The sequence below is a fragment of the Actinomadura viridis genome (assembly GCF_015751755.1).
GTDB lineage: Bacteria > Actinomycetota > Actinomycetes > Streptosporangiales > Streptosporangiaceae > Spirillospora > Spirillospora viridis.
This window is the reverse complement of the sequence record NZ_JADOUA010000001.1, coordinates 7,919,533-7,942,066: the sequence shown is the minus strand read 5'-3', so window position 1 is coordinate 7,942,066 and position 22,534 is coordinate 7,919,533. Positions and strand designations below refer to the sequence as shown.

20 protein-coding genes are annotated in these 22,534 nt (G+C 71.6%); 8 read left to right on the top strand and 12 right to left on the bottom strand.

Going from position 1 to position 22,534, the window contains the following annotated elements; translation table 11 throughout:
- Positions 1-243 precede the first annotated feature (243 nt).
- The 3 genes from IW256_RS36070 (at position 244) to IW256_RS36060 (ending at position 3,160) form a co-directional block, all read left to right on the top strand.
- Entirely contained in the window at positions 244-1,266 is a 1,023-nt protein-coding gene (locus IW256_RS36070) for a hypothetical protein (RefSeq protein ID WP_197015213.1), read from the top strand.
- Positions 1,267-1,825: 559 nt separating this feature from the next.
- Entirely contained in the window at positions 1,826-2,323 is a 498-nt protein-coding gene (locus IW256_RS36065) for a PH domain-containing protein (protein WP_197015212.1), read from the top strand.
- Positions 2,324-3,160: an endonuclease/exonuclease/phosphatase family protein gene (locus tag IW256_RS36060; protein WP_197015211.1), complete on the top strand. Its 837-nt coding sequence runs from the start codon at positions 2,324-2,326 to the stop codon at positions 3,158-3,160.
- A 16-nt stretch (positions 3,161-3,176) separates the two neighbouring features.
- Here the strand turns inward: IW256_RS36060 and IW256_RS36055 are convergent, their stop codons facing one another.
- The gene (locus tag IW256_RS36055) at positions 3,177-4,151 is read right to left on the bottom strand and encodes an AraC-like ligand-binding domain-containing protein (RefSeq protein WP_197015210.1); all 975 of its coding nucleotides are present in this window, start codon (positions 4,149-4,151) and stop codon (positions 3,177-3,179) included.
- Positions 4,152-4,299: 148 nt separating this feature from the next.
- Here IW256_RS36055 and IW256_RS36050 point away from each other — a divergent pair, with 148 nt between their 5' ends.
- From IW256_RS36050 to IW256_RS36040, 3 genes are all read left to right on the top strand, one after another.
- Positions 4,300-5,856, top strand: coding sequence for a class I adenylate-forming enzyme family protein (locus tag IW256_RS36050; RefSeq protein WP_197015209.1), 1,557 nt, complete (start codon positions 4,300-4,302; stop codon positions 5,854-5,856).
- Positions 5,853-7,232 carry a class I adenylate-forming enzyme family protein gene (locus IW256_RS36045; protein WP_197015208.1) on the top strand — a complete coding sequence of 460 codons (1,380 nt, stop codon included), beginning with the start codon at positions 5,853-5,855 and terminating at the stop codon, positions 7,230-7,232. The genes IW256_RS36050 and IW256_RS36045 overlap by 4 nt, the downstream gene beginning before the upstream one ends.
- 120 nt (positions 7,233-7,352) lie before the next feature.
- Entirely contained in the window at positions 7,353-7,748 is a 396-nt protein-coding gene (locus IW256_RS36040) for an ATP-binding protein (protein ID WP_197015207.1), read from the top strand.
- A 13-nt stretch (positions 7,749-7,761) separates the two neighbouring features.
- On the opposite strand, the gene IW256_RS36035 is transcribed toward IW256_RS36040, so the two are convergent.
- The 4 genes from IW256_RS36035 to IW256_RS36020 are packed head-to-tail and all read right to left on the bottom strand — an operon-like array spanning position 7,762 to position 12,376.
- Positions 7,762-9,699, bottom strand: a complete 1,938-nt coding sequence (locus IW256_RS36035; protein WP_197015206.1) for a flavin-containing monooxygenase — start codon at positions 9,697-9,699, stop codon at positions 7,762-7,764.
- Positions 9,700-9,758: 59 nt separating this feature from the next.
- The gene (locus IW256_RS36030; RefSeq protein ID WP_197015205.1) at positions 9,759-10,394 is read right to left on the bottom strand and encodes a nitroreductase family protein; all 636 of its coding nucleotides are present in this window, start codon (positions 10,392-10,394) and stop codon (positions 9,759-9,761) included.
- Between the two features lie 25 nt (positions 10,395-10,419).
- Positions 10,420-11,211: an enoyl-CoA hydratase/isomerase family protein gene (locus IW256_RS36025; RefSeq protein WP_197015204.1), complete on the bottom strand. Its 792-nt coding sequence runs from the start codon at positions 11,209-11,211 to the stop codon at positions 10,420-10,422.
- Between the two features lies 1 nt (position 11,212).
- Positions 11,213-12,376, bottom strand: a complete 1,164-nt coding sequence (locus IW256_RS36020; protein WP_197015203.1) for an acetyl-CoA C-acyltransferase — start codon at positions 12,374-12,376, stop codon at positions 11,213-11,215.
- Positions 12,377-12,482: 106 nt separating this feature from the next.
- On the opposite strand from IW256_RS36020, the gene IW256_RS36015 reads away from it, so the two are divergent.
- Together IW256_RS36015 and IW256_RS36010 are read left to right on the top strand one after the other, a co-directional pair.
- Entirely contained in the window at positions 12,483-14,048 is a 1,566-nt protein-coding gene (locus IW256_RS36015; RefSeq protein WP_197015202.1) for an acyl-CoA synthetase, read from the top strand.
- Positions 14,049-14,080: 32 nt separating this feature from the next.
- Positions 14,081-15,007, top strand: coding sequence for an SDR family NAD(P)-dependent oxidoreductase (locus tag IW256_RS36010; RefSeq protein WP_197015201.1), 927 nt, complete (start codon positions 14,081-14,083; stop codon positions 15,005-15,007).
- A gap of 233 nt (positions 15,008-15,240) precedes the next feature.
- Here the strand turns inward: IW256_RS36010 and IW256_RS36005 are convergent, their stop codons facing one another.
- The 7 genes from IW256_RS36005 to IW256_RS35975 form a co-directional block, all read right to left on the bottom strand.
- Positions 15,241-16,044, bottom strand: a complete 804-nt coding sequence (locus IW256_RS36005) for an SDR family NAD(P)-dependent oxidoreductase (protein WP_197015200.1) — start codon at positions 16,042-16,044, stop codon at positions 15,241-15,243.
- A complete protein-coding gene (locus IW256_RS36000; protein ID WP_197015199.1) occupies positions 16,037-16,837 on the bottom strand; it encodes an SDR family NAD(P)-dependent oxidoreductase in 801 nt (266 codons plus the stop codon). Before IW256_RS36000 ends, IW256_RS36005 begins: the two co-directional genes overlap by 8 nt.
- Positions 16,837-17,586, bottom strand: a complete 750-nt coding sequence (locus tag IW256_RS35995) for an SDR family NAD(P)-dependent oxidoreductase (protein WP_197015198.1) — start codon at positions 17,584-17,586, stop codon at positions 16,837-16,839. The genes IW256_RS36000 and IW256_RS35995 overlap by 1 nt, the downstream gene beginning before the upstream one ends.
- Before the next feature lie 40 nt (positions 17,587-17,626).
- Complete coding sequence (locus IW256_RS35990; RefSeq protein ID WP_197015197.1) at positions 17,627-19,393, bottom strand: branched-chain amino acid ABC transporter ATP-binding protein/permease; 1,767 nt, start codon at positions 19,391-19,393, stop codon at positions 17,627-17,629.
- Between the two features lie 29 nt (positions 19,394-19,422).
- A complete protein-coding gene (locus IW256_RS35985; RefSeq protein ID WP_197015196.1) occupies positions 19,423-20,358 on the bottom strand; it encodes a branched-chain amino acid ABC transporter permease in 936 nt (311 codons plus the stop codon).
- 81 nt (positions 20,359-20,439) lie between these two features.
- Complete coding sequence (locus IW256_RS35980) at positions 20,440-21,636, bottom strand: ABC transporter substrate-binding protein (protein ID WP_197015195.1); 1,197 nt, start codon at positions 21,634-21,636, stop codon at positions 20,440-20,442.
- A gap of 101 nt (positions 21,637-21,737) precedes the next feature.
- A complete protein-coding gene (locus tag IW256_RS35975; protein WP_197015194.1) occupies positions 21,738-22,475 on the bottom strand; it encodes an ABC transporter ATP-binding protein in 738 nt (245 codons plus the stop codon).
- Between the last annotated feature and the right edge of the window lie 59 nt (positions 22,476-22,534).

Sequence of the window (22,534 nt, the reverse complement as noted above, 5' to 3'; positions counted from 1 at the left end):
TGACGATAGCCTATTGGCAGACCGCCAATAAGGGTTTACAGTCCCCATCATGCGCATCGGCATCCACGGTGGCGGCACGTCGGGGCCGCGTACGGCCGGCGCTCCGCCTCGGTGCGGCGCCACCCGGGAGATCGACGGCCGCCGTCGCACCGGGACACGATCCGGCGGCCGGCGCGGGCGCCCGGTGCGGGATGCCGCGACGACCCGCCGGCCCGCCGGGCGGCTCCCCGTACGAGGTCACCGATGAACGCATGGCAGGGCCACGGCCTGGCCTTCGTGGCCAGCGTGCTCTACTTCGCGGGGTTCGGGTTCTTCAAGTGCGCCGCCGCCAGGATGGAGCCGCTCGCCGGCACGCGGCCGATCCACCTCGCCACGCGCGTCCTCGCCAGCGGGCCGTGGTGGTGCGGCACGGCGTTCATGCTCGGGGGCGTCGCGTTCCACCTCGCCGCGCTCTTTCGGAACGGTCCCGAGACGATCACCCCGGCACTGCTGGCGGGCCTGGTCGTTCTCCTCGCCGTGGCGCGGGCCCTCTTCAACGAGCACGTGACGTGGTCGGAATGGCTGGCCTTCGGTCTCCTGTTCGCCGCCGGCCTGTGCCTGACCCAGGCGGCGGGCTCCACCTGGCGGTCACCGTCGCCGGGCCTGCTGCCGATCCTCGCCATCACCTCGTTCGTGCTCCCCGCGGGCCTCTTCGCGCTCGGCGACAGGCAGCCCGCCGGGCTGCACGCCAGGCGGCTCAACGGCATCGCGTACGGCATCTGCGCGGGAGTGCTCATCGGCCTGGGAGAGCTGTCGCTGATCCTGTCGGTACGCCACGGCATCGACGGGGAGCTCCTGACCTCGACCGCCTACCCGTACCTCTTCGCCGCCGCCGTGGGCGCCGGCGTCGTACAGCTGCAGATCGCCCTGCAGCGCTGCCGGATGGTCGTGCTGATCTTCGTGGCGACCGTCGTCGCCAAGACCTACGTCCTGCTGGCCGGTACGCCGCTGGCCGACCCCGCATCCTGGCCCTCCCCCGCCCACATGTTCGCGGGGGTGGCCCTGCTGGCCGCGGCGTTCGCGCTCGTCCCGCGCTTCGACAGCGCGGTCACCGAGGGTGGAGGACCCGGGCCTTCCATGACGACAGGCCCGCGGGCGGACGCCTGCCGTTGCGGCGATCCACAGCGAGCGCGCTCCCGGCCGGGCGAGGCGACGTTTCCCCATGCGGGGGAGACGGTCGGCCCGCGGGCGGGAAGTCCTCGGAGGCCCCGCCGCCGAGCATGGTGAGCATGAAGGTGATCGCCCCCCCGCACGTTCCCGCGAGACCTGGCCCGTCACTCCGGTACGAAGCCGCCGGCCTCGTCCGCCGCCTTCGGCCGCCAGGTGTGAAGGGCGCGGCCACCGGCGACGAATGGACGTGCTTCCAGCGCGCGGCGGTCTTGGCCAGCGCCGTCTGCAGCAGGTCCTCGGCCGCATGCCGGTCACCGGTGAGCACGTACGCGGTCCGGATGAGGCCGCTGGACCGCGCCGCGACGAACGCGGCGAAGCTTTCACGGGCTTCTCGGTTCACGGCGCCTCCCTTCCGATGTCACCCCAATGGACACCGGAGCCCCACCGTTCCTCTGCCGCCGCCGTGAAGTTCGTCGGCGCGTGATGATCTCAGGGCGTTCCCAGGCCGATCAGTCGCCATTGACCGCCCGGTCGGTCGGCAGGATCATGGGGCGGCCGCGAGGCTGTGGGTGACGAACCTGACGGAACCACGCGCCGCACTCGCCGACCACCTGGGCCCGTGTCGATGAGGCGCACCACAGGAATTGGGGGACGCCGCATGGAGAATCGCAGAACGATGCGCAGCTACAGGACGCTGTTACTCATGGCTTTCGGGGCCGCCTTCTGCATCTACCTGTTCGTGTGGTGCCTCGAACTGACGGTATCGGGCGGGCTGCCCGACCAATCCACCTCCCGGCTGTTCGGAATGGCTGTGATCATGGCCGGTCTTCTCCTCCTCGGCCTGGTGTTCACGCTGTCCCTGCGCAGCCGGGTGATCATCGGGGAGGACGGCCTCGAGATCGTCCATGCCTTCCGGCGCGAGCGTCTTCCCTGGGATGAGATCACCGGCGTCTGGGTGCGTGCTGAATCCATCAGCTACGACGTGATGGTGCGAACGCCTGAGAAGGAGCACAACGTCCTTTCGGTTCCGGTCAGGCCGGTGGGGCTCCCCCTTCCCGCGGAGCGCTTCGACGTCCCTCCGCCCAAGGCGCCCCGGCGCTTGCGCAAGCAATATGGCTGGCTGCGTGAAGCCTGGGAACGGCACCGCACCGGGCACGGCCAGGGGGTGGCGTGAATGCGGGTGCTGACCTGGAACGTGTGGTGGCGGTTCGGGCCCTGGCAGGCTCGGCGGCAGGCGATCGCGGCCACCCTGGAACCGCTCGGCTGCGACCTCATCGGCTTGCAGGAGGTCTGGGACGACGGCAGGGAGAACCTTGCCGGATGGCTCGCGGACCGGCTCGGCATGCATTGGACCTGGGCGGCGTCGGACCGTCCCGGCCGCTGGCACGCACGGCTCGGTGAGAGCGGGATCGACGTCGGCGACGCCGTTTTGAGCAGGTGGCCGATCGTCGACAGCGCCACGGTACGGCTCCCCACGGCGGGCGGGCGCGACGACGGCCACCGGGCCCTCTACGCCCGGGTGGAGGCGCCCGGCCATCCCGTCGCCTTCTTCACCACCCACCTGAACTCCGCCCCGCACGAGTCCGCGGTCCGCTGCGCCCAGGTCAGGGTCCTGGCCCGTTTCATCGCCGACCACGGGCGGGACACCCCCTTTCCCGCCATCCTCACCGGCGACCACAACGCCCTGCCGGACTCTGACGAGATGCGGCTGCTGGGCGGCTACAGGACCGCTCCCGCCGTTCCCGGCCAGGTCCTGCTCGACGCCTGGGAGTACGCCGACCCGTCCGCGCCCGGAATCACCTGGGACCCGTCCAACCCCTACGCCGCCCTCACCCACGAGCCGCCGGGGCGCATCGACTACATCCACGTCGGTGCCCCCGGCCCCGGCGGTCTCGGCCACGTCCGTTCCGTGCGCCGCGCCGGGGACGGGCCCGTGGACGGTGTCTGGCCTTCCGACCATGCGGCCGTGGTCGCCGACCTGGCCGCGGGCCCCGACCGCGAAGGAGCGTGAGCCCACGCGGCCTTCCTCAGGGCTGCGCCGCGCTCCCCGCGGAGACGGCGGCGCTCCGGCGCTCGCGGGGGCTCATGCCGTAACGGGCCCGGAACGCGCGGCTGAGGCCGGGCGCGTCCGGCAGGCCCCAGCGGGCGCCGATCTCCGCGATGGAGCGTCCGGCGAGCAGCGGCGAGCCCAGGTCGTCGTAGCAGCGGCGCAGCCGTTCCTCGCGCAGCCAGCGCCCGAACGTGGTGCCCTCGCGGGAGAACAGCCGGTGGAGCTGGCGCAGCGAGATGTTGTGCGCCGCGGCGACCTTGGGCGGGGACAGGCACGGGTCGGACAGGTGCAGTTGCATGTAGAGCTGGACTCGGCGCAGCAATTCCTCTCCCGGTGAGGAGGGCGGACGGTCGAGGCCGGTGAGGGGGGCGAGCGCGGTCGCGACGAGGTCCAGCGCCATCCCGGCGAGCCGCTGCCCGGTCTCCGCACTGGCCGTGTCCGCCACCCGCGTGGCGTTGATGAGGAAGGGGGAGACCAGCCGGCCGATCACTGAGTCCACCGCGATCCGGTGGGCCGTGGCGTCGTTCGCCTCGATGCCGCGCTCGCGGAGCGCGGCGCGGGGGAACTGCAGCACCAGGTGGTCGAACTGGCGGCCCTGGAAGTCCACCAGGTAGGGGCGCGTGCTGTCGAACAGCGCCAGGTCGCCCGGTTCGAGAACGGCCTGCCGCCCGTCCTGCCGGCCGACCGTCCGGCCGCGCAGCTGGAGCGCGAGCAGGCAGACGTCCTCCTCCGCCGACCGCAGATGGCGGCGCGAACGCTCGGCGGTCATCGGATCGGTGAGGATGCGGGTCGCCTGGATCGGCCCGATCTGGTGGTTCCGCACCATGCCACGGAACATTCCGCCGCCGGTCTGGGCCACGTCCAGCTTGATGAAGGTCGAGCAGATGACCTCGTGCCAGTACGCGACGCGATCCCGCGGCGGGACCTGTTCGGTGGAGAGCACCTGTCCCACGGGGCCAACGCTAAGCCGGTGGATCCGGGCGGGCAAGGCGGGACTTGTCAATGCGTGCCAGATCGCTTGTCGCTCCGCGCAACGGCCGCCCGCGGGCGGGACCCGCCTCCTAGCGTCGTGGCATCGCTGGACCTCCCGAGGAGGAAAGATGCAGATCAGGGCGGGGATGCTGCCGGTGGACGCGGCGGCGCGGTTCGCCGGGACGACGGCGCTCACCACGGCCGCTGGGGCCCAGACGTTCGCGGAACTCGACGCGTCGGCGAACCGGGTCGCCACCGGACTGGCCGCCCTCGGGGTGGACGAAGGGGAGCGGGTCGGCGTGCTCTCCCACAACCGGGCCGAGGTCGTGCACGCCTGGCTGGGATGCGAACGGGCCGGCATCGTCCGGGTGATCCTGCACAGCCACTTCGACATGGGCACGCACGCGGAGATGCTGGAGCGGGTGGACGCGCGCGGGCTGATCTTCGACGTCCGCTTCGCCGAGGCCGTCGAGGCGCACCGGGACCGGCTCGGCGACCTCCTGCTGATCGCGGTGGGCGAGGAGCCGCCGTCCTGGGCGATCCCGTGGGCGGACGTCCTGGCGGCGGGGTCCCCCGTGGCCGATCCGCTGGACGTGGACGAGGACTCTCCCGCGTTCATCCAGCCCACGTCCGGCACCACGGGCTCCCCGAAACCCTGGACGGTCAGCCATCGTTCGTGGGCGGCGGTGGTCGACCAGAACCTCCACCATGTCGACACGTTCGCCCCCGGCCTCCCGCCGGTCGGCCCCTCCGACGTGGTGCTGCACGCGCACGCGCTGCAGTGGGCGACGGGCTTCCAGCTCCTCTACCCGTACCTCGTCCGCGGTGCCCGGACGGTGCTGGTGGACGACTCCGCCTTCGACCCCGCCCACGTCCTGGACGTCATCGTCGCCGAGGGCGTCACCGGCCTCCTGCTGCCGGCGCCGATGCTCGACCCGATCCTCGATCTCGTCGAGGCGCGCGGCGGCGTCGAGCACCGCCTGCGCAGGCTGGTGGTGTTCTTCGCGACGCCGGAGGTTCTGGAACGCACGACCGCGCTGCTGGGGCCGGTGTGGTGCCACGGCTTCGGCTCGACCGAGCAGGGCGCGGTCACCACCCGCCTGCTCGCCTCGGAGGTCGCCGAGGACCCGCGGCGGATCACCAGCGTGGGACGGCCCGCGTCCCCGTTCTTCGAGGTGGCCATCGTCGACGACGCCGGCCGGCGGGTCCCCCGGGGCCGGCTGGGCGAGATCGTCGTCCGCAGCGCGATGTCGATCGGCCATTACTGGGGCATGCCCGATCGCACCGAGGGCGCCTTCCTGCCCGGCGACTGGTTCAGGCCCGCGGACGTCGGCCACCTCGACGAGGACGGATTCCTCTACTACGTGGACCGCGCCGCCGACTCGATCCCGACGTCGTCCGGGACCGTGTACCCGCACTCGGTGGAGGCCGCCGTGCTGAAGCACCCCGCGGTGGCCAACTGCGGTGTCGTCGGGCTCGGGGACGACCGGGTCGTGGCCGCGGTCGTGCTCAAGGACGGGTTCGCCGACACGCCGTCGCTGCGGGAGGAGATCGACCGCACGGCCGCGCCGGGGCTGTTCCCGCACGAGCGGCCCGAGATCCTCGTGCTCGACGAGCTGCCCTGCGTGCTCGGCGGGGCGAAGGTGCAGCGCGCCGTCCTGCGCGAGCGCCTGGCGGAGTCGTGAACGCCACCCGGGCCGCCCTCCTGGCCGCCGGATCCCGCGTGCTGGTCAGCGATGACGCGGGCCGTACGCGCACCGGGGACGAACTCGCCGGGCGCGTCGACCGGCTCGCCGGGGCCCTGGCCGGGCGCGGCCTGGCGGGCGGGCGGATCGGGCTGTGGCACACCAACGCGATCGCGGCCATCGAGGCGTCCCTCGCGGTCGAGTGGCTGGGCGCGACCCGGGTGCCCGTCGATCCCGGCGCCGCGCCCGCCGAGGCCGCCGCGACCTGGCGGGCCGCCGGTACGGACGCCGTCCTGGTGGACCGCGAGCACGCCGGGGGCGAGGCGCTGGTGCACGATGACGACGAGCCGCTCACCGGCCCGCCCGTGCCGCCCGAGCCGGAGATCCCGGCCGATCGCACCCTGCTGCTCTACCCCCGGGCCGTCCGTTCCGGAGAGCTGTCGGCGGTGCCGATCTCGTACGGCAACTGGGAGGCCACGATGGCCGCCAACATCGTTCTCTATCGCGATGGCGGCTACGGCCCCGGCTTCGGGCCGGACGAGTGCTTCCTCACCGTCCAGCAGCTGATGCACGGCACGGGACTCGTGGGGACCTTCCCGTTCCTGCGCATGGGACTGCCCCAGGTGATCATGCGCCGGTTCGACGCCGGCGCCGTGCTCGACCTGCTCCGGACCGGCACGATCACCTCGACGATGATGGTCACCGGCATGGTCTCCCGGCTCGCCGACGCCGTGCGGAACCGTCCCGGCGGGCTGGGCGCGCTGCGCCGCCTCATCTACGGCGGGGCGCGGCTGGCGCCGGCAGACCTGCGGGACGGCGTGCACCTGTTCGGGGACGTCCTCGTCCAGGTCTACGGCCGGCTGGAGGGCGGCTGGCCCCTCACCGTCCTCGACCAGGCCGACCACCGGGCGATCGCCGAGGGCGACATGTCCCGGGCGGGCAGCTGCGGCCGTCCCGTCGCCGCGGCCGGCGACCTGCGCCTCGGGCCGTCCGGGGAGGTCCGCGTCCGGTCTCCGATGGTGGTCGCCGAGTACGCCGACGCCGACGGCTGGTGCTCGCTCGGCGACCTGGGCCGCCTGGAGAACGGCTACCTCCATCTCCGCGGCCGGCTCGACCGGATGATCAACACCGGCTACCACGTCTACCCCCAGGAGATCGAGGACGCCATCCGCCGTGTCCCCGGCGTGGCCGGCGTCCTCGTCCGCGGAGAACCCGACGAGCGGCACGGTGAGGCCGTCGTCGCCCATCTCGTCGCCCGCGGCGACGTCGCCCCGCGGCCACTGGTCGACAGGGTGGACGCCGAACTGCGGATGCGGTTCGCGCGGTACAAGGTGCCGCGCCGCTACCTGGTCACCGACACCCTTCCCGAGGAGTGATCGCCATGCCGGTCGAGTCGCCCGCCTTGCGCACCGCCCCTCGCAGGCGACGGTCAGGAGAGGCCGCGGTCCGGGGGGCCGCCCCCGGCACGCGCGCGCGGCCACCCCGGAGGTGCCCCGATGACCCGTGAGACGACGCTGATCGGCGTGGCCACCTTTCCCGGCGCCGATCGTTCGGTGGCGCACGCCCGCCGGTTCGTGCGCGAGGTGCTCGGGCCGGAACCGGTGGCCGGCACGGTCGAGCTGTGCGTCAGCGAGCTGGTCACCAACGCCGTCCGGCATTCGGCCAGCGGCGACGGCGGTCAGGTCACCGTCGCCGTCATCGCCGACGGTGACGTGATCCGCGGCGAGGTGACCGACGACGGCGCGGCCGGCTCCACGCCCCACGTCCGGGACGAACCCTGCGCCGAGGGCGGGCGCGGAATGATGATCGTCGATGCCCTCGCCACGCGCTGGGGGGTCACCTCGGTGCCGCCCGGCGCGACGGTGTGGTTCGAATGCTCCACGGAGGACTGAGCGGCCCGGCGGGTCAGTTCCCGGTCAGGGACGCCGCGGGCTCGACGGCGAAGTCACCGAGATCCGTCTCCCTGGTCATCCGCCAGTAGTCCACGACCCGCCACGGCGAGTTGGTCACGACCCGCCCCGCCGCGTTCCGGTACCAGGTGTCCATCCCCCGGTGGCTCCAGATCATCCGCGAGTGCGCCTCGTCCACCCGCCGGTTGTAGTCGTCGTGGACGTCCCGCCGGACCTCGACCGCGCCGAGGCCGCCCTCCACCATCGCCGTGCACACGTCGGTGATGTAGCGCGCCTGGAGCTCGCCGAAGAACATGTAGCTGCCGCCGTGCCCGAGGTTGATGTTGGGGCCGTACATCACGAAGAGGTTCGGGTAGTCCGGCACGGTGATCCCGAGATAGGCGCGCGCGTCCTCGTCCCCCCACAGCTCGCGGATCGAGACCCCCGACCGTCCCCTGATGTCGAGCGGGAACAGCATCTTCTTGGCCTCGAACCCGGTGGCGTAGACGATGACGTCGGCCTCGACGTGCTCACCCGCCGCCGTCGTGACCCCGGTGGCGTCGATGGAGGCCACCTGGTCGGTCACCAGGTCGACGTGGGGCTTGCGCAGGGCGGCGTACCACCCGTTGTCGAGCAGCATCCGCTTTCCGAACGGCGGGTAGTCCGGCAGCGACTTCTCCAGCAGGTCCTCGCGCCCCTCCAACTGGGAGACGATGTACCTGGTCAGCGCCCGGCGGTGGCCGTCGTTGACGACGTTGACGGACCGCTCGGGATGTGGCCACTCCGGGTCGATCTTGAGCGAGGCGTGCACCCGGTCGTTGGTCAGCCAGGAGAGCCTGAGGCGGTACCACGTGTGGTAGAACGGCACGTGCTCCATCAGCCAGTGGACGCCCTCGGGGACCGGCGAGGAGTAGTTGTAGCTGGGCGCGATCCACTGCGGTGAGCGCTGGAAGACCGTCAGGTGCGCGACCCGGTCGGCCACGGCCGGGACGATCTGCATCGCGCTGGCGCCCGAGCCGATCACCACCACCCGCCGCCCGGTCACGTCGAGATCCTCCGGCCAGCGGGCGGAGTGGAACTGCGTCCCGCCGAACGTGTCCGCTCCGGGCAGCCGCGGCACCTTCGGCCTGTTGAGCTGGCCGACCGCCGAGACCACCGCGTTCGCGACGTGCTCCTCGACGGTGCCGTCCGCCGACCGCACCGTGACCCTCCAGCGCTGCGCCGCCGCGTCGTAGACCGCCGACAGCACCTCGGTCTCGAAGCGGACGAGGTCGACGACGCCCATGGCGTCGGCGACCTCGCGCACGTACTCGTGGACCTCGGCGCGCTTGCCGTAGAACGTCGACCACCGCCGCGGGAAGTACGAGAAGCTGTAGACGTGGCTCGGCGTGTCCACGCCGCAACCGGGGTAGCGGTTCTCCCACCAGGTCCCGCCGACGTCGGGGTTCTTCTCGAAGAGGGTGACGCCGAACCCCGCCGCCCTGAGCTCGGCCGCCGCCGAGATCCCGGAGATCCCGGCACCGATGATCACGACCGAGAAGTCCGCGGCCCCCGCCACCGCCGCACGGGTCCGGCCGCCCCCGGCGCCCAGGCGCATGTCCTCGGCCATCATCGGGCCGAACTCCGGGGGCACCTCCTCGCCCATGCAGGAACTGATCATCTCGATGATCGTGGGCTCGTCCGGCATCGGCAGCGCGGCCGGTTCGCCGTCGCCCCAGGCCCTCAGGATCCGCAGCGCCGCGTCCCGGATCTCCGCCTGGACCTCGGGGCCGAAGCCGCCGGTGTCGTTGTCGCTCATCCCCCTGGTGCGCTGCGGGCGGTAGGGCTCCCGCAGCCAGGTGCGATCCCCGGTGAGCTGGAACATCACCATCAGCAGGGTCGGCAGGTTCGCGGTCGCGAGCGCGTCGCGCAGCACCGCCTCGTCGAAGGGCCTGGGGGCGGGCGTGAAGGTCATGGCGCTTCCTCGTGCTGGGGCTGGATCTGGACGACGGTTCCCGGCGGGGCCGCCCGCGCTCATACCGGGCCGCTCCCGTCCGTGCCGTCCGTGCCGTCCGCGCCGGTCCGGCCCCAGCGGTCGAGGTAGGTGACCTCGTCCAGCGGCCTGCGCTTGGGCTCGCCCCACTTGCCGAGCGGGTGGCCGACCGGGATCAGCGCGTAGGTCGTCACGTGGGAGGGGATTCCCAGGAGTTCCTTGACCGCCTCCTCCTCGAACAGGTGCGCCGTGGTCAGTGTCGTCCCCAGGCCGAGGGCGCGGGCCGCCAGCATCAGGTTCTGGACGGAGGGGTAGACCGAGGCGTCGTGCCGCCTTCCCTGCGGTCCGGTGTCGGCGCAGGCCAGGATCAGCACCGGTGACCGGTGGAGGTTCGCCGCCAGGTGGTCGGCCGAGTTCAGTACCGCCGGCGCGATCCGGCCGGGCTCGGCCGCGTAGGGCTTGCGCCCGCGGTTCCAGCAACGCTGGTAGATCTCCTGCAGCCCGTCCTTGGTGTCCTGGTCACGGATCACCAGCCAGCGGATCGGCTGCTGGTTGCCCCCGGTCGGCCCCTTCAGGGCGGCCTCCAGGATCGTACGCACGTCGGCGTCGGACACCGGCCGGCCGGGATCGAGCCGCCGCATGGCTCGCGTGGTACGGATGGCTTCGAACAGATCCATGATTCTCCGGCTTCCGTCGGGTCCGTCAGGACGCGGGACCGAGTGACTTGAGGTAGGCGCGGGCCGCGGCCAGCGCCTCGGGGTCGCGGGCGGCGGCGGCCAGTGACGCGGCGTCGTCGTCCACGCCGTCGGCACGGCTCCGGTCGGCCACCGCGCGGATCCGGCCGAGGACGATCGAGGTTCCCAGGCGGGGACGGGTCGCGCACAGCGCGGCGATCCGCCTCGCCCGGTCCAGCAGGTCGCCGGGCGCCACCCGCTCCATCGCGAACCCCCTGGCCACGGCCTCCTCGGCGGTGAGGGGCCGTCCGGTCAGCAGGAGGTCGCGGGTCACCGCGGGACCCAGATCGCGGACCAGCCGCTCGACCCCGCCCCAGGCGAGCGGGAGCCCCATCGCCAGCTCGGGCGCCAGCAGCCGGGCGTCGTCCGCGAACAGCCGCAGGCCGCAGGCCGCGACCACCGCCGCCGCACCGCCGATGGCGGCGCCGTGCACCGCGGCGATCGTGACGATGTCCGGGGACTCCAGCGCCGCGGCCAGCCGGGCCCCGTCCCGCGCCTCGCGCTCGGTGGCGGCGGGATCGGCGCCACCGGCGCCGAAGTCGTCGCGGAACTCGTCGAGGTCCGCGCCCGCGGAGAACATCCGGCCTTCCCCCGCGAGCACCACGCAGCGCACCCGGGCGTCGGCGGCGAGTCCCTCCAGGACCGAGGTGAGCTCGGCCACCATCCGCCGGCTCATCGCGTTGAGCTTGGCGGGCCGCGCCAGGGTCAGCAGCGCGACCGGGCCGTCCGTCTCCAGGCGGACCGTCGTGAGGCCGGCCATCTCAGGACAGACGCTCGATGAGCATCGCGATGCCCATGCCGCCGCCGATGCACATCGTCTCCAGGCCGATCTGCCGGTCCAGCGTCCGCAGGTCGTTGATCAGGGTGGTCATGATGCGCGTGCCGGTCATGCCGAACGGGTGCCCGAGCGCGATGGCGCCGCCGTGCGGGTTGAGCTGGTCCTCGACGGAGATGCCGAGCTCGCGCGCGATCGGCAGCACCTGCGCGGCGAAGGCCTCGTTGAGCTCGACGACGTCGACGTCGTCGATCTTCATCCCGTGCCGGGCGAGCAGCTCGCCGACCGCCGCGATCGGGCCCACGCCCATGATCTCGGGCGCGAGACCGGTGACGGCCGAGCCGATGATGCGGGCCAGCGGCGTGACGCCGAGCTCGGCGGCGCGGACGTCCGACATGACGACCACCGCGGCGGCGCCGTCGTTGAGCGGGCAGGAGTTGCCCGGGGTGACCACGCCGTCCTCGCGGAAGGCCGGTCTGAGGGCGGCGAGGACGTCGAGGGTCGTCTCGGGACGCGGGCAGTCGTCGCGGTCCACCACCGTGCCGTCGGCGAGGGTCACCGGGGTGATCTCGCGGGCGAAGAAGCCCGCCTCGATCGCGGCGGCGGCGCGACGCTGGGACAGCAGGGCGAACTCGTCCATGTCCCGCCGGGTCACGCCGTACTTCGCCGCCACGTTCTCGGCGGTCTCCCCCATCGAGATGTACATGTCGTTGATGTAGTCGTCACGGCCGGAGTCGAGGAAGCGGGGGTTCATCGCCTCCTTGTCGTAGACGCCGGGGAGGCGGCTGACGCTCTCGACGCCCGCGGCGACGAAGGCGTGGCCCTCGCCGGTCGCGATCGCCTGGTGGGCCATCCGGATCGACTGCAGCGACGACCCGCACCCGCGGTTGACGGTGGTCCCCGGGACGGTGTCGGGAAGGCCGGCGAGCGCCGCCGCGTTCCGGCCCAGGTTCATTCCCTGCTCGCCCATGTGGTTGGCCGCGCCCATGATCACGTCACCGATCTCGGAACGATCCAGAGCGGGGACCTGCCGCAGTGCGGCATCGATGATCGTGCCGGAGAGGTCGTCGGGACGCGCGGTGACCAGCGAGCCCTTGAACGCGCGGCCGATGGGGGTTCGGGCGGCGGCGACGATGACGGCTTCCGGCATGGCGTTCTCCAGGGGGTCTGGCGGTGTGACTCGGCTTACATTATAATAATGCTCATAGATTCGCAACGGACTCGCCTGCCGGTTCGTTCGAAGCCCGAGGAGTTCTATGCACGACCCCACCTCGCACGCCCGGAGATGGCCGGACAAGCCGGCCGTCATCATGGGCGGCACGGGCGAGACGCTGACGTTCGCCGAGCTCGACGTACGGTCGAAGCGGCTGGCGCGGTTGTTCCACGCCGAGGGCCTGCGCCCCGGCGACCATGTGGCGATCCTGATGGAGAACCACATCCGCTACATCGAGGTCTTCTGGGCGGCCTTTCGTTCCGGTCTGTACCTGACGGCCGTCAACCACCACCTGACCCCCGGCGAGGCCGGCTACATCATCGACGACTGCGACGCGCAGGTCCTGGTGATGTCCGAGTACAAGGCCGGCCTCGCCACCGAACTCGTCGCGCTCACCCCCAAGGTGCGCCGCCGCCTGATGGTGGACGGGACCGTTCCAGAGTACGAGTCGTACGAGGAGGCCATCGCCGCCCACCCGGCCGAGGCGCTCGACGAGGAGCCGCTCGGCCGCACGATGCTGTACAGCTCCGGCAGCACCGGCCGTCCCAAGGGCGTCTGGCGCCCGCTGTCGGGGCGCACCGTCCAGCAGGGCAAGGCCGCCCTCGGCCCCATCTACCGGGACCTCTACGACATGGGTCCGGACACGGTGTACCTGTCGCCGGCTCCGATCTACCACTCCGCCCCGCTGCTGTTCAGCACCGACTCCATGGCCCTCGGCGCCACCGTTGTGATCATGGAGAGGTTCGACGCCGAAGAGGCGCTCGCGCTGATCGAGAAGTACCGGGTGACCCACGCGCAGTTCGTGGCGACCATGTTCGCCCGGATGTTGAAGCTGCCCGAGGAGGTGCGCGGCCGGTACGACCTGTCGAGCCTCGAAGTGGTCATCCACGGCGCCGCCCCGTGCCCGGTCCCGGTCAAGCAGGCCATGATCGACTGGCTGGGCCCGATCCTCGCCGAGTACTACGCCGGCACCGAGGACACCGGCGCCACCCTGATCTACTCCGACGAGTGGCTGGCCCACCCAGGGTCCGTCGGCCGCGCGATCGACGGCTGCGCGATCCACATCTGCGACTCCGACGGGAACGAGCTGCCGCCCGGCGAGGTCGGCCGGATCTACTTCGAGACCTCCGGCGAGATCGCCGCCTTCCAGTACTACGGCGAGCCCGACAAGACGGCCGGCGCGCACCACCCCGAGCATCCGAACTGGACGGCGCTGGGCGACCTGGGGCGGGTCGACGACGAGGGCTACCTGTACCTGGCCGACCGCGAGGCGTTCATGATCATTTCGGGTGGCGTGAACATCTACCCGCAGGAGATCGAGAACGTGCTGCTCCAGCACCCCGGCGTCGCGGACGCGGCGGTGTTCGGCGTCCCCAACGACGAGTTCGGCGAGGAGGTCAAGGCGATCGTGCAGCCCGCCGACCCCTCGGCCGCGGACGAGACCTTCGCCGAGGAACTGATGGCGCACTGCGCGCGGCACCTGGCGAAGTTCAAGTGGCCGCGCTCCATCGAGTTCCTCGAGGACTTCCCCCGCTCCCCCACCGGCAAGCTGTACAAGGCGCCGCTGCGGGAGAAGTACTGGGCCGGCCACGCCTCCCCCATCATCTGACCCCGCACCTAGCGCACAGGAGATCCACAGGCATGGGCTTCGTCGAATTTGAAGGCCGATCCGTCGTCGTCACCGGGGCCGGTGGCGGCCTCGGCCGCGAGTACGCGCTGGCGCTCGCCAGGCATGGCGCCCGGGTCATGGTGAACGACCTCGGCGGAACGGTCGACGGCACCGGCGGCGGGGCCTCGATGGCCGACGGCGTCGTCCGCGAGATCCAGGAGGCGGGCGGCGAGGCGGTCGCCTGCTACGACAGCGTGTCCACCCCCGAGGGCGGCCAGGCGATCATCGACGCCACGATGGACGCCTTCGGCCAGGTGGACGCGGTGATCCACAACGCGGGCATCCTGCGTGACCGGTCCCTGGCGAACCTCTCCCCCGAGGAGCTCGACGCGGTCATCGACGTCCACCTCAAGGGCGGGTTCAACATCACGATCCCGGCCTTCAAGGTGATGAAGGCCGCCTCGTACGGGCGCATCGTGCTCACCTCGTCCTCCTCGGGCCTGCTGGGCAACTTCGGCCAGGCCAACTACGGCGCCGCCAAGACCGGCCTGGTCGGCCTGATGCACGTCGCGGCCATCGAGGGCGCCCGGTACGGGATCCTGGCGAACTGCATCGCCCCCGGCGCGCGCACCCGCATGACCTCGGGCATGCTCGGCGAGCTGGAGGAACTGCTCGACCCGGCCCAGGTCGCCGCGATGGGGGTCTACCTGGCGTCGCCCCAGTGCACCCACACGCACGAGATCTACTCCGCCGGCGGCGGCCGGTTCGCCCGCTACGTGGTCGGCGTGAACGACGGCTGGTTCACGTCGAAGGGCCCCGCGAGCGCCGACGACGTCCTGGCGCACATCGACGAGATCCGCGACATGGACACGCTCCACGTGTTCGACAGCGGCCCGGAGGAACTCGCGCTGCTCCAGCGGATGGCCGCCAAGGCCGGCGCGCTGAAGCCGGCCGGTTAGGGCCTGTCCAGCGGTTGCCCAGCGGTTGCCCGGCCACCGCGCGAGCGCGTGACCTGCCCGGTGGGGCGACGCCGGAGGCGAGCCTCACCGGGCGGATCGCGAAGCGATGCCGCGCTCGCCTAGTCCCGGTGAGGTGCGAACCGCCAGGCGAGCACCATAGGCCGGGACTTTGAAACAAGAGGGCCCACCGAGTCTCCCGGTGGGCCCTCTTCTCGTCTCTCGTCTGATCGGCGTCAGCGCATGCGGCGGGCCTCGGTGGCCTGGGCTCCGGAGGTCCAGCCGCCGTCGACGGCGATCTCGGCCCCGGTGATGAACGCCGCGGCGTCCGAGGCGAGGAACGCGACGAGCTCGCCCGCCTCCCATGCCTCGCCGGGCCGCCCGAGCGGGAGCAGCGACACCTTGGCGGCCCGCAGGGCGGGCGAGGCGAAATCGTTCATCGGCGTGTCCATGTAGCCGGGATGGATGCTGTTGACCCGGATCCGCCACGGCCCGAACTCCTGCGCGGCCGTCTTCGTCAGGCCGCGCAGGCCCCACTTGCTGGCCGTGTACGACGGATCGGGGTGCTGGTCCAGCCCGGCCGCCGAGGAGACGTTGACGATCGAGCCGCCGCCGGCGTCGCGGATGTCCGGCGCGAGCGTCTTCATGCCCAGGAACGCGCCCTTGAGGTTGATGTCCATGACGCGCTGCCACTCGGCCCGGGTGATCCTGCCGATCCGCCGGTGACCGACGACCCCCGCGTTGTTCACCAGGACGTGGACCCCGCCGAAACGGTCCAGGGCCGTCTCGCGGATGGTCTCCCAGTGCGCAGGGTCGCGCACGTCGGCCGGAACGAACGCGGTCCCCGCGCCGTACTCCTCCAGCTCCGCGGCCAGCGCCCGCCCGCCTCCGGCGTCCACGTCGGCCAGGAGGACGGCGGCGCCGCGTGCCGCGAGCGAGCGCGCCTGCTCGGCGCCCATCCCGCGGGCGGCGCCGGTGACCACGGCGACCTTGCCGTCCAGCGAGGTCCGGTCCCGGATGTGTCCGCCGGGCTCAGGCATCTCGGTCCTCCTTCCGCGCGGCGACGGCCAGTTCCAGGGCGCGGTTCGCCCCGCCGGCGATGAACCCGCCGTCGACGGCCAGCTCCGCGCCCGTGGTGAACGACGCCTCGTCCGAGGCCAGGTACAGCACCGCCCAGGCGATCTCCTCCGAGGTCCCGGCCCGGCGGCCGGGGTTGACCCGGACGTAGTTCCGGATCACCTCGTCGCCGATCCCGGCGAGCATCGGGGTGACGATCGTGCCCGGGTGGACGGAGTTGACCCGGATCCCGTCGTCGGCGAACTCCAGGGCCGCGACCTTGGTGACGCCGCGGAGCGCCCACTTGCCGGCGGTGTAGGCGGCGTGGTCGTACCCGGTGAGCCCGGCGACGGAGGAGATGTTGACGATCGAGCCGCCCCCGCCGCGGGCCATGGCCGGGGCCACGGCGCGCATGCCCGCCACCGGCCCCCACACGTTGATGTCGATCACCCGGTCCCAGCCCCGCAGCCCCTGGTCGATCACGCCCCGGCCGTCCCCGACGCCGGCGTTGTTGACCAGGACGTCCAGCCGGCCGAACGTGCGCTCGATCTCGGCCACGAGGGCCGTCCAGCCGTCCTCGTCGGTGACGTCGAGTTCGCGGAAGAGGGCACGGCCGCCGGCGGCCGTGATCTCGGCCGCGAGCGCCTCACCCTGCTCGGCCAGCACGTCGGCGATGACGACCGCCGCGCCCTCGGCGGCGAACAGCCGGGCCTCGGCCGCTCCCTGCCCTCCGGACGCGCCGGTGATCAGCGCCACCTTGCCCGCTAGCCGCCCCATCACGACACCATGTACGTGCCGCCGTCGACGGACAGCACCTGGCCGGTCAGGTAGCCGGCCCCGTCCGACAGCAGGAACCCGAACGCGGGCGCCATCTCCTCGGCCTCCGCGAACCGGCCCAGGGCGATCCTGGACAGGTAGGTCTTGGAGAACTTCGGATCGTTCATGATGGTGTCGGTCATCTTGGTCGCGGCGGACGGGGCCACGGCGTTGACCCTGATCCCGTACCGGCCGAGTTCCTTGGCCGCCGACTTGGTCATCGCGATGATCGCGCCCTTGGCGGCCGAGTAGTTGATCTGCCCGATCGTGCCGCCGAGCCCGGCCACGGAGGTCACGTTGACGATCACGCCGGGCGTGCCGGCCGCGACCATCCGCCGGGCGGCCTCGCGGATCCCCAGGAACGTCCCCCGGGCGTGCACGGCCATGACGTCGTCGAAGGCGCCGGCCTCCATCTTGACCAGCATGGCCGGGCGGGTGTTCCCGGCGTTGTTGATCCAGGCGGTCAGCGGGCCGAGTTCGGCCTCCGCCACCTCGCCGATGCGCTGGACGTCCTCCTCCTGGGAGACGTCGGCGCACACCCCGACGACGCGGTGCCCGGCCTCGGTCAGCTCGGCCGCGGCCCGCAAGGCCGCGTCCCCGTCGATGTCGGCGACGCAGACGCCCCACCCCTCGGCGGCCAGGTGATCGACGATCGTGCGGCCGATCCCGTCACCTCCACCGGTGACGACCACCACCTTGGACTCGCTCATGACGTCTCGTTCTCCTTGTCATCGATCAGGGGGGACGGGCTCATACCGTCTGCCCGAAGTAGAGCGCGGTCAGCGTCGGGTCGTTCATGACCTCGTCGGGCGTGCCCTCGGTGAGCAGCCGCCCGCGGTCGAGGAACATCACCCAGGAGGCGACCTCCCGGACGACCTGCATGCTGTGCTCGACGATGCAGATGGACGTGCCGTCGGCGACCATCCGCCGCAGCAGGTCCGACAGCTGGGCGCGGGCGCCCTGGTCGAGGCCGGACATGGGCTCGTCGAGCAGGTAACAGCTGGCCCCGGTCGCCAGCAGGCGTCCCATCATGAGCATCTTCTGCTCGGCGTAGGACAGGTCCCCGGCCAGCGAGTGCCGCTTGTCGTGGAGGCCGATGCCGTGGAGCATCCGCTCGGCGCGTTCCTCCTCGGCCCCCTCCCCGGCGCGGAAGGACATCGGGGAGAACTGCGCGATGAGCGTCTCCTTGCGGAAGTCCGTGGTCGCGACGTGGATGTTCTCCAGGACGGTCATGTTCTCGAAGAGGCGGACCTCCTGGAACGAACGCACGACACCGAGATGCGCCCGCCGCTCGATGCTGAGCGCGGAGATGTCCTGGTCCCCGTAGAAGGTCCGCCCGGTGTCGGCCTTCAACGCCCCGCTGAGCAGGTTGAAGACCGTCGTCTTGCCCGCCCCGTTCGGCCCCACCAGCGCGGTGATCTTCCCCGGCCTGATCGACAGCGTGACGTCGTCGACCGCCTTGAGGCCGCCGAAGGAGATGCCGATGCCCTCGCACCGCAGGACCTTCGCGCGCTCGGCCATCGTGCCGCCCTCGCGCGGCGGCACCACGATCGGGCTCGGCGCGTCCGCCGGCTCCTCCGGCGGCGCGGGCACTCCGCCGTCCCGGCGCCCCGAACGGGCCGCCTTGCGCCGGGCGGCCCGTTCGGCCTCCTCCACGGCGCCGCGGCCGAAGATCCCCTGCGGACGGTAGATCAGCAGCAGCAGGACGATCGTGGTGTAGACGATGCCGTTGATCGGGCCGGCGATCGAGTCCGGGATGTCCGCGAAGCTCAGGGCCTCCGGAAGCGCCAGGACGACGGCGGCGCCGACGAACGGGCCCCAGTACGCGGCCAGGCCGCCGATGATGGTGATCGACAGGATCTCCACCGAGCGGTCGACGGTGAACTCGGCGGGGCTGATGTAGAGGGTGTGGGTGGCGTACAGGCCACCGGCGATGCCGGCGATCGCCGAGCTGAAGGCGAAGACGGTGACCTTGGTCCACAGCGCGCGCTTGCCGAGGGAGCGCGCGGCCGGGACGTCCTCGCGCAGGGCCTTCAGCAGCCGCCCGTACGGTGACCGCACGACCCGCCAGCACACCAGGGCGATCACGGCACAGAAGATCCACGCCAGGATCGCGACCTTGAGGTTGTCGTCGAACCGGAAGCCCATGATCGTCGGGCGGGGGATGCCGGAGATGCCGGCCGAGCGGCCGGTGAACTCCAGGTTGTTGAACAGCTCCACGAGCGCCACCTGCGTGGCGATCGTCACGATGAAGAGGAACTCGTCGGACAGCCGCCCGGCGGCATAGCCGACGATCAGGCTCATCACCCCGGCCAGGGCGGCGCCGGCGCCCACGGCGGGCAGGAACTCGAGATGGAAGTCCTTGATCAGGATGGCGGTGGCGTAGGCGCCGATGCCGAAGAATCCGCCGTGCGAGACCGACAGCAGCCCGCCGTAGCCGAGCAACAGGTTGAACGAGATGCCCAGGATCACGAAGATGGGCAACAGGCCCATCAGGCTGATCAGGTAGTAGCCCATGGTTGGCTCATATCTCCACGTCTGCGTGTTCAGGCGGTCGTCGACGCCGGCACGGCCTCGGCGGACTCACGGGACTTGCGGGACTTCCGCGGCTTGCGCTTGTTGCCCATCAGTCCGGTCGGGCGGAAGATGACGAAGGCGAGCGCCACGATGAACAGGACGAACTCGCCCCATTCGGTGGGCAGCCAGAACGGCGGGAGTGCCTCGGTCACGCCGACCAGAAGGCCGCCGATGAGGGCGCCGCTCATGCGTCCCATGCCGCCGATCGTCAGGGCGATCACGGCCTTCAGCAGCAGGTCGAATCCCATGCTCGGGTGGATCGGCGCCTTCAGCGACAGCAGCACGGCCGCCGGCACGACGAGCACCGACCCCAGGATCATGGACCGGAGGAAGACCCGGTCGAGGTCGATGGCCAGGGCCTTGGCGCGCTCGGCGTTGTCCCCGACCGCCCGGAACTCCAGCCCGGGACGGGTCCGGGTGAGGAACCAGTGCATCAGGGCGAAGACCAGCAGGCTCATGACCAGGACGCTGAGGTCGTAGGCCTCCAGGCGCAGCCCGAGCACCGTGGTCGACCACGCGAACCACTCCGGCGGCTTGACCGCCACCACTCCGGCGCCCCACCCCAGTTCGATCACGTACGTGGTGAACGCGACCACGAGGAGCGAGGCGACCAGCACGACCGTCGGGGCGGCGTTGCGCCTGGCCAGCGGCCGGTACACGAGGTACTCCATGCCCGTCGCGGCGGCGGCGGCCACGAACACCGCCCCGAGGAAGGCGACGGCCATCGGGAGCTCGTAGGTCGTTCCCAGTGTCAGGAAGGCGTAGGCGGAGAAGACGAACGTCGCTCCCTGCGCCACGTGGAACACCTTGTTGACAGCGAGGATCAGGCTCAGACCGTAGGCGAACAGTCCGTACAACAGGCCCATCACCAGGCCCGTCTTGATGAGCACGATCAGGAGGTCCACGTTTCGGCCTCTCTCGTCAGACGGTGGGGCGGCCCGTGCCGCGCATGCGGGCGCGGCGCGGCACGGGCATGGTCGAACGACTCAGTCGTCGCTGCTGACGGACGCGACGGTCGCGTCGTCCAGGGGGTCGGCCTTCCAGTCCTTGATCTGACGGATCGTGGTCGGGGCCTTGTAGGTGAGCTTGTTCGTCAGGTCCACCGGGCCGATGATCGGCACGTTCAGGTCCTTGGCCTCGCGCATGACGGCGAGGACGTTCGCGCCGGTGACCGGCGCGCCCTGCGCGCGGAGCTTCTTGATCACCTGTGCGTAGAGGAACGGGGTGGAGTACCAGTAGGGGTCGTAGGACTGGTTCGCGATGACCATCTTCGGGTGCGACTCGCGCAGGGACTTGAGCAGGCCGCGCGTCCCGTCGACGTCCTTGGGCAGGTGCGAGACGTAGAGCATGTTGTTGCTCTTCTCCTTGCCCGCTTCGCGGATGACCGCGCTCTCGGCGACCGCGGTGTACGTGCCGATGACCGACTTCAGGTCCGCCTCGCGCGCCGCCTTCAGGATGGACGCGCCGTCGACGAGCAGCGCGTGCATGTACATGAAGTCCGGGTTGGCCGCCTTGATCTTCGCGATCTGGGCCGTGGCGTCCGTGGCGTCCTGCCGGATCGACTCGGTCGCCACGATCTCACCGCCCGCGTCCTTGACCGCCTTGGCGAACTCCTCCGCCGCGGCCCGGCCGGTGTCGGTGTCGATCGCGATGTAGGCGAACTTCTTGTACCCGAGCGTCTTGGTGAGGTGGGAGGCGTAGTCGGTGAACATGGAGTTGTTCATCGGCAGCAGGTTGACCAGGTTGGGGCTCGCCCCGACCAGGGTCGAGGTCTGGACGCCGGCGTTCAGCAGCGCGAACCCGCGGTCCACGGCGATCGGCATCGAGGCCTGGACGACCGTTCCCCATCCGGTCAGGATCGCGGGCGCCTTCTCGACGGCTCCGAGCTTGTTCGCGGCGTTCACGCCGCCCTCGGCGGTCGCCTGGGTGTCGGCCGTGACCAGTTCGATCTTGATGCCGTCGGCGGCGAAGTCCTCGTTGGCCTTCTTGACGCCCATCTCGGTGACCGCGCGGTACTCCTCGCCGTAGGCGGCGGCGGAGCCGGTCAGCGGCAGCCCGAGTCCGAGCTTGTAGGTCTTCGCGGCGGTCTCGGCCTTGCCCGTCGCGCCCTGGACGCCCGCGGCCGTGGAGCCGGTGTCCTCGTTGGACGTGGTGCAGGCCGCCGCCAGTGTCAGCGCTGCCACGAGGGCAACGGCCCGAGCCGGTCGAATCAAACGCATAGGTGTTCCCATCTCGGTCGTGCCTGCCACGGCTCAGCCGTGTCGAATGTTTGGAACGGGCCTGGCTAGAAGAGGCCCCAGATGTCAGGGGCGTCCAGGAGCGTCGAAGCCGCTCCCTCTCTCACGATCTCTCCGAGTCTCAGGACGTAGGCGCGGTCGGAGATGCGCAGCGCCTCGTGGATGTTCTGCTCGACGATCAGTACGCCGATCCCCAGCTCGCGGTGGACCGAGCGGATCTGGGCGAGCATGGTCTGGACGAGCACCGGGGCCAGGCCCGTCGAGGGCTCGTCCAGGAGCAGGAGCTTCGGGCTGGCCATCAGCGCCGTGCCGATGGCGACCATCTGCTGCTGCCCGCCGCTCAGCGTGCCGGCGTCCTCGTGGAGCCGGTCGGCCAGCGCGGGGAACAGTTCGAGCACGAAGTCGAGCGTCACCCGCGTCCGGTCGGTCACGTTGCGGGCCACGCCCGCCCCCAGCTGGAGGTTCTCCCCGATGCTCAGCGTCGGGAAGATCCCGCGGCCCTGGGGTACCAGGGCGATGCCGTCCCGGGCGATGCGCGCCGCGCCCCGGCCAAGCTGGCTGACGCCGCCGAAGCGGATGTCGCCTCGTTCGACGTCCAGCGCGCCGGCGATCGCGCGCAGCAGGGTGGACTTGCCGGCGCCGTTGTGCCCGAGCAGCGTCACGACCTCGCCGTCACCGACCGCGAGCGACACATCCCGCAGGACGGTGTGCGCGCCGTAGCCGGCGGTGACGCCGGCCACCTCGAGTGATGCGGCGCCGGCGGGCGGCGTATCCCCGCCCCCCATGATCCGACCATCGGTCTGAGCCATCTCCGCCGGACTCCTCTCCCTCACCCACCTCCGGG

Excerpts from the sequence above, each read along its gene's own strand:
- IW256_RS36070 (WP_197015213.1), top strand. The coding sequence starts at position 244 with ATGAACGCATGGCAGGGCCACGGCCTGGCCTTCGTGGCCAGCGTGCTC.
- IW256_RS36065 (WP_197015212.1), top strand. The coding sequence starts at position 1,826 with ATGCGCAGCTACAGGACGCTGTTACTCATGGCTTTCGGGGCCGCCTTC.
- IW256_RS36060 (WP_197015211.1), top strand. The coding sequence starts at position 2,324 with ATGCGGGTGCTGACCTGGAACGTGTGGTGGCGGTTCGGGCCCTGGCAG.
- IW256_RS36050 (WP_197015209.1), top strand. The coding sequence starts at position 4,300 with ATGCAGATCAGGGCGGGGATGCTGCCGGTGGACGCGGCGGCGCGGTTC.
- IW256_RS36040 (WP_197015207.1), top strand. The coding sequence starts at position 7,353 with ATGACCCGTGAGACGACGCTGATCGGCGTGGCCACCTTTCCCGGCGCC.
- IW256_RS36035 (WP_197015206.1), bottom strand. The coding sequence starts at position 9,699 with ATGACCTTCACGCCCGCCCCCAGGCCCTTCGACGAGGCGGTGCTGCGC.
- IW256_RS36030 (WP_197015205.1), bottom strand. The coding sequence starts at position 10,394 with ATGGATCTGTTCGAAGCCATCCGTACCACGCGAGCCATGCGGCGGCTC.
- IW256_RS36025 (WP_197015204.1), bottom strand. The coding sequence starts at position 11,211 with ATGGCCGGCCTCACGACGGTCCGCCTGGAGACGGACGGCCCGGTCGCG.
- IW256_RS36020 (WP_197015203.1), bottom strand. The coding sequence starts at position 12,376 with ATGCCGGAAGCCGTCATCGTCGCCGCCGCCCGAACCCCCATCGGCCGC.
- IW256_RS36015 (WP_197015202.1), top strand. The coding sequence starts at position 12,483 with ATGCACGACCCCACCTCGCACGCCCGGAGATGGCCGGACAAGCCGGCC.
- IW256_RS36010 (WP_197015201.1), top strand. The coding sequence starts at position 14,081 with ATGGGCTTCGTCGAATTTGAAGGCCGATCCGTCGTCGTCACCGGGGCC.
- IW256_RS36005 (WP_197015200.1), bottom strand. The coding sequence starts at position 16,044 with ATGCCTGAGCCCGGCGGACACATCCGGGACCGGACCTCGCTGGACGGC.
- IW256_RS36000 (WP_197015199.1), bottom strand. The coding sequence starts at position 16,837 with ATGGGGCGGCTAGCGGGCAAGGTGGCGCTGATCACCGGCGCGTCCGGA.
- IW256_RS35995 (WP_197015198.1), bottom strand. The coding sequence starts at position 17,586 with ATGAGCGAGTCCAAGGTGGTGGTCGTCACCGGTGGAGGTGACGGGATC.
- IW256_RS35990 (WP_197015197.1), bottom strand. The coding sequence starts at position 19,393 with ATGGGCTACTACCTGATCAGCCTGATGGGCCTGTTGCCCATCTTCGTG.
- IW256_RS35975 (WP_197015194.1), bottom strand. The coding sequence starts at position 22,475 with ATGGGGGGCGGGGATACGCCGCCCGCCGGCGCCGCATCACTCGAGGTG.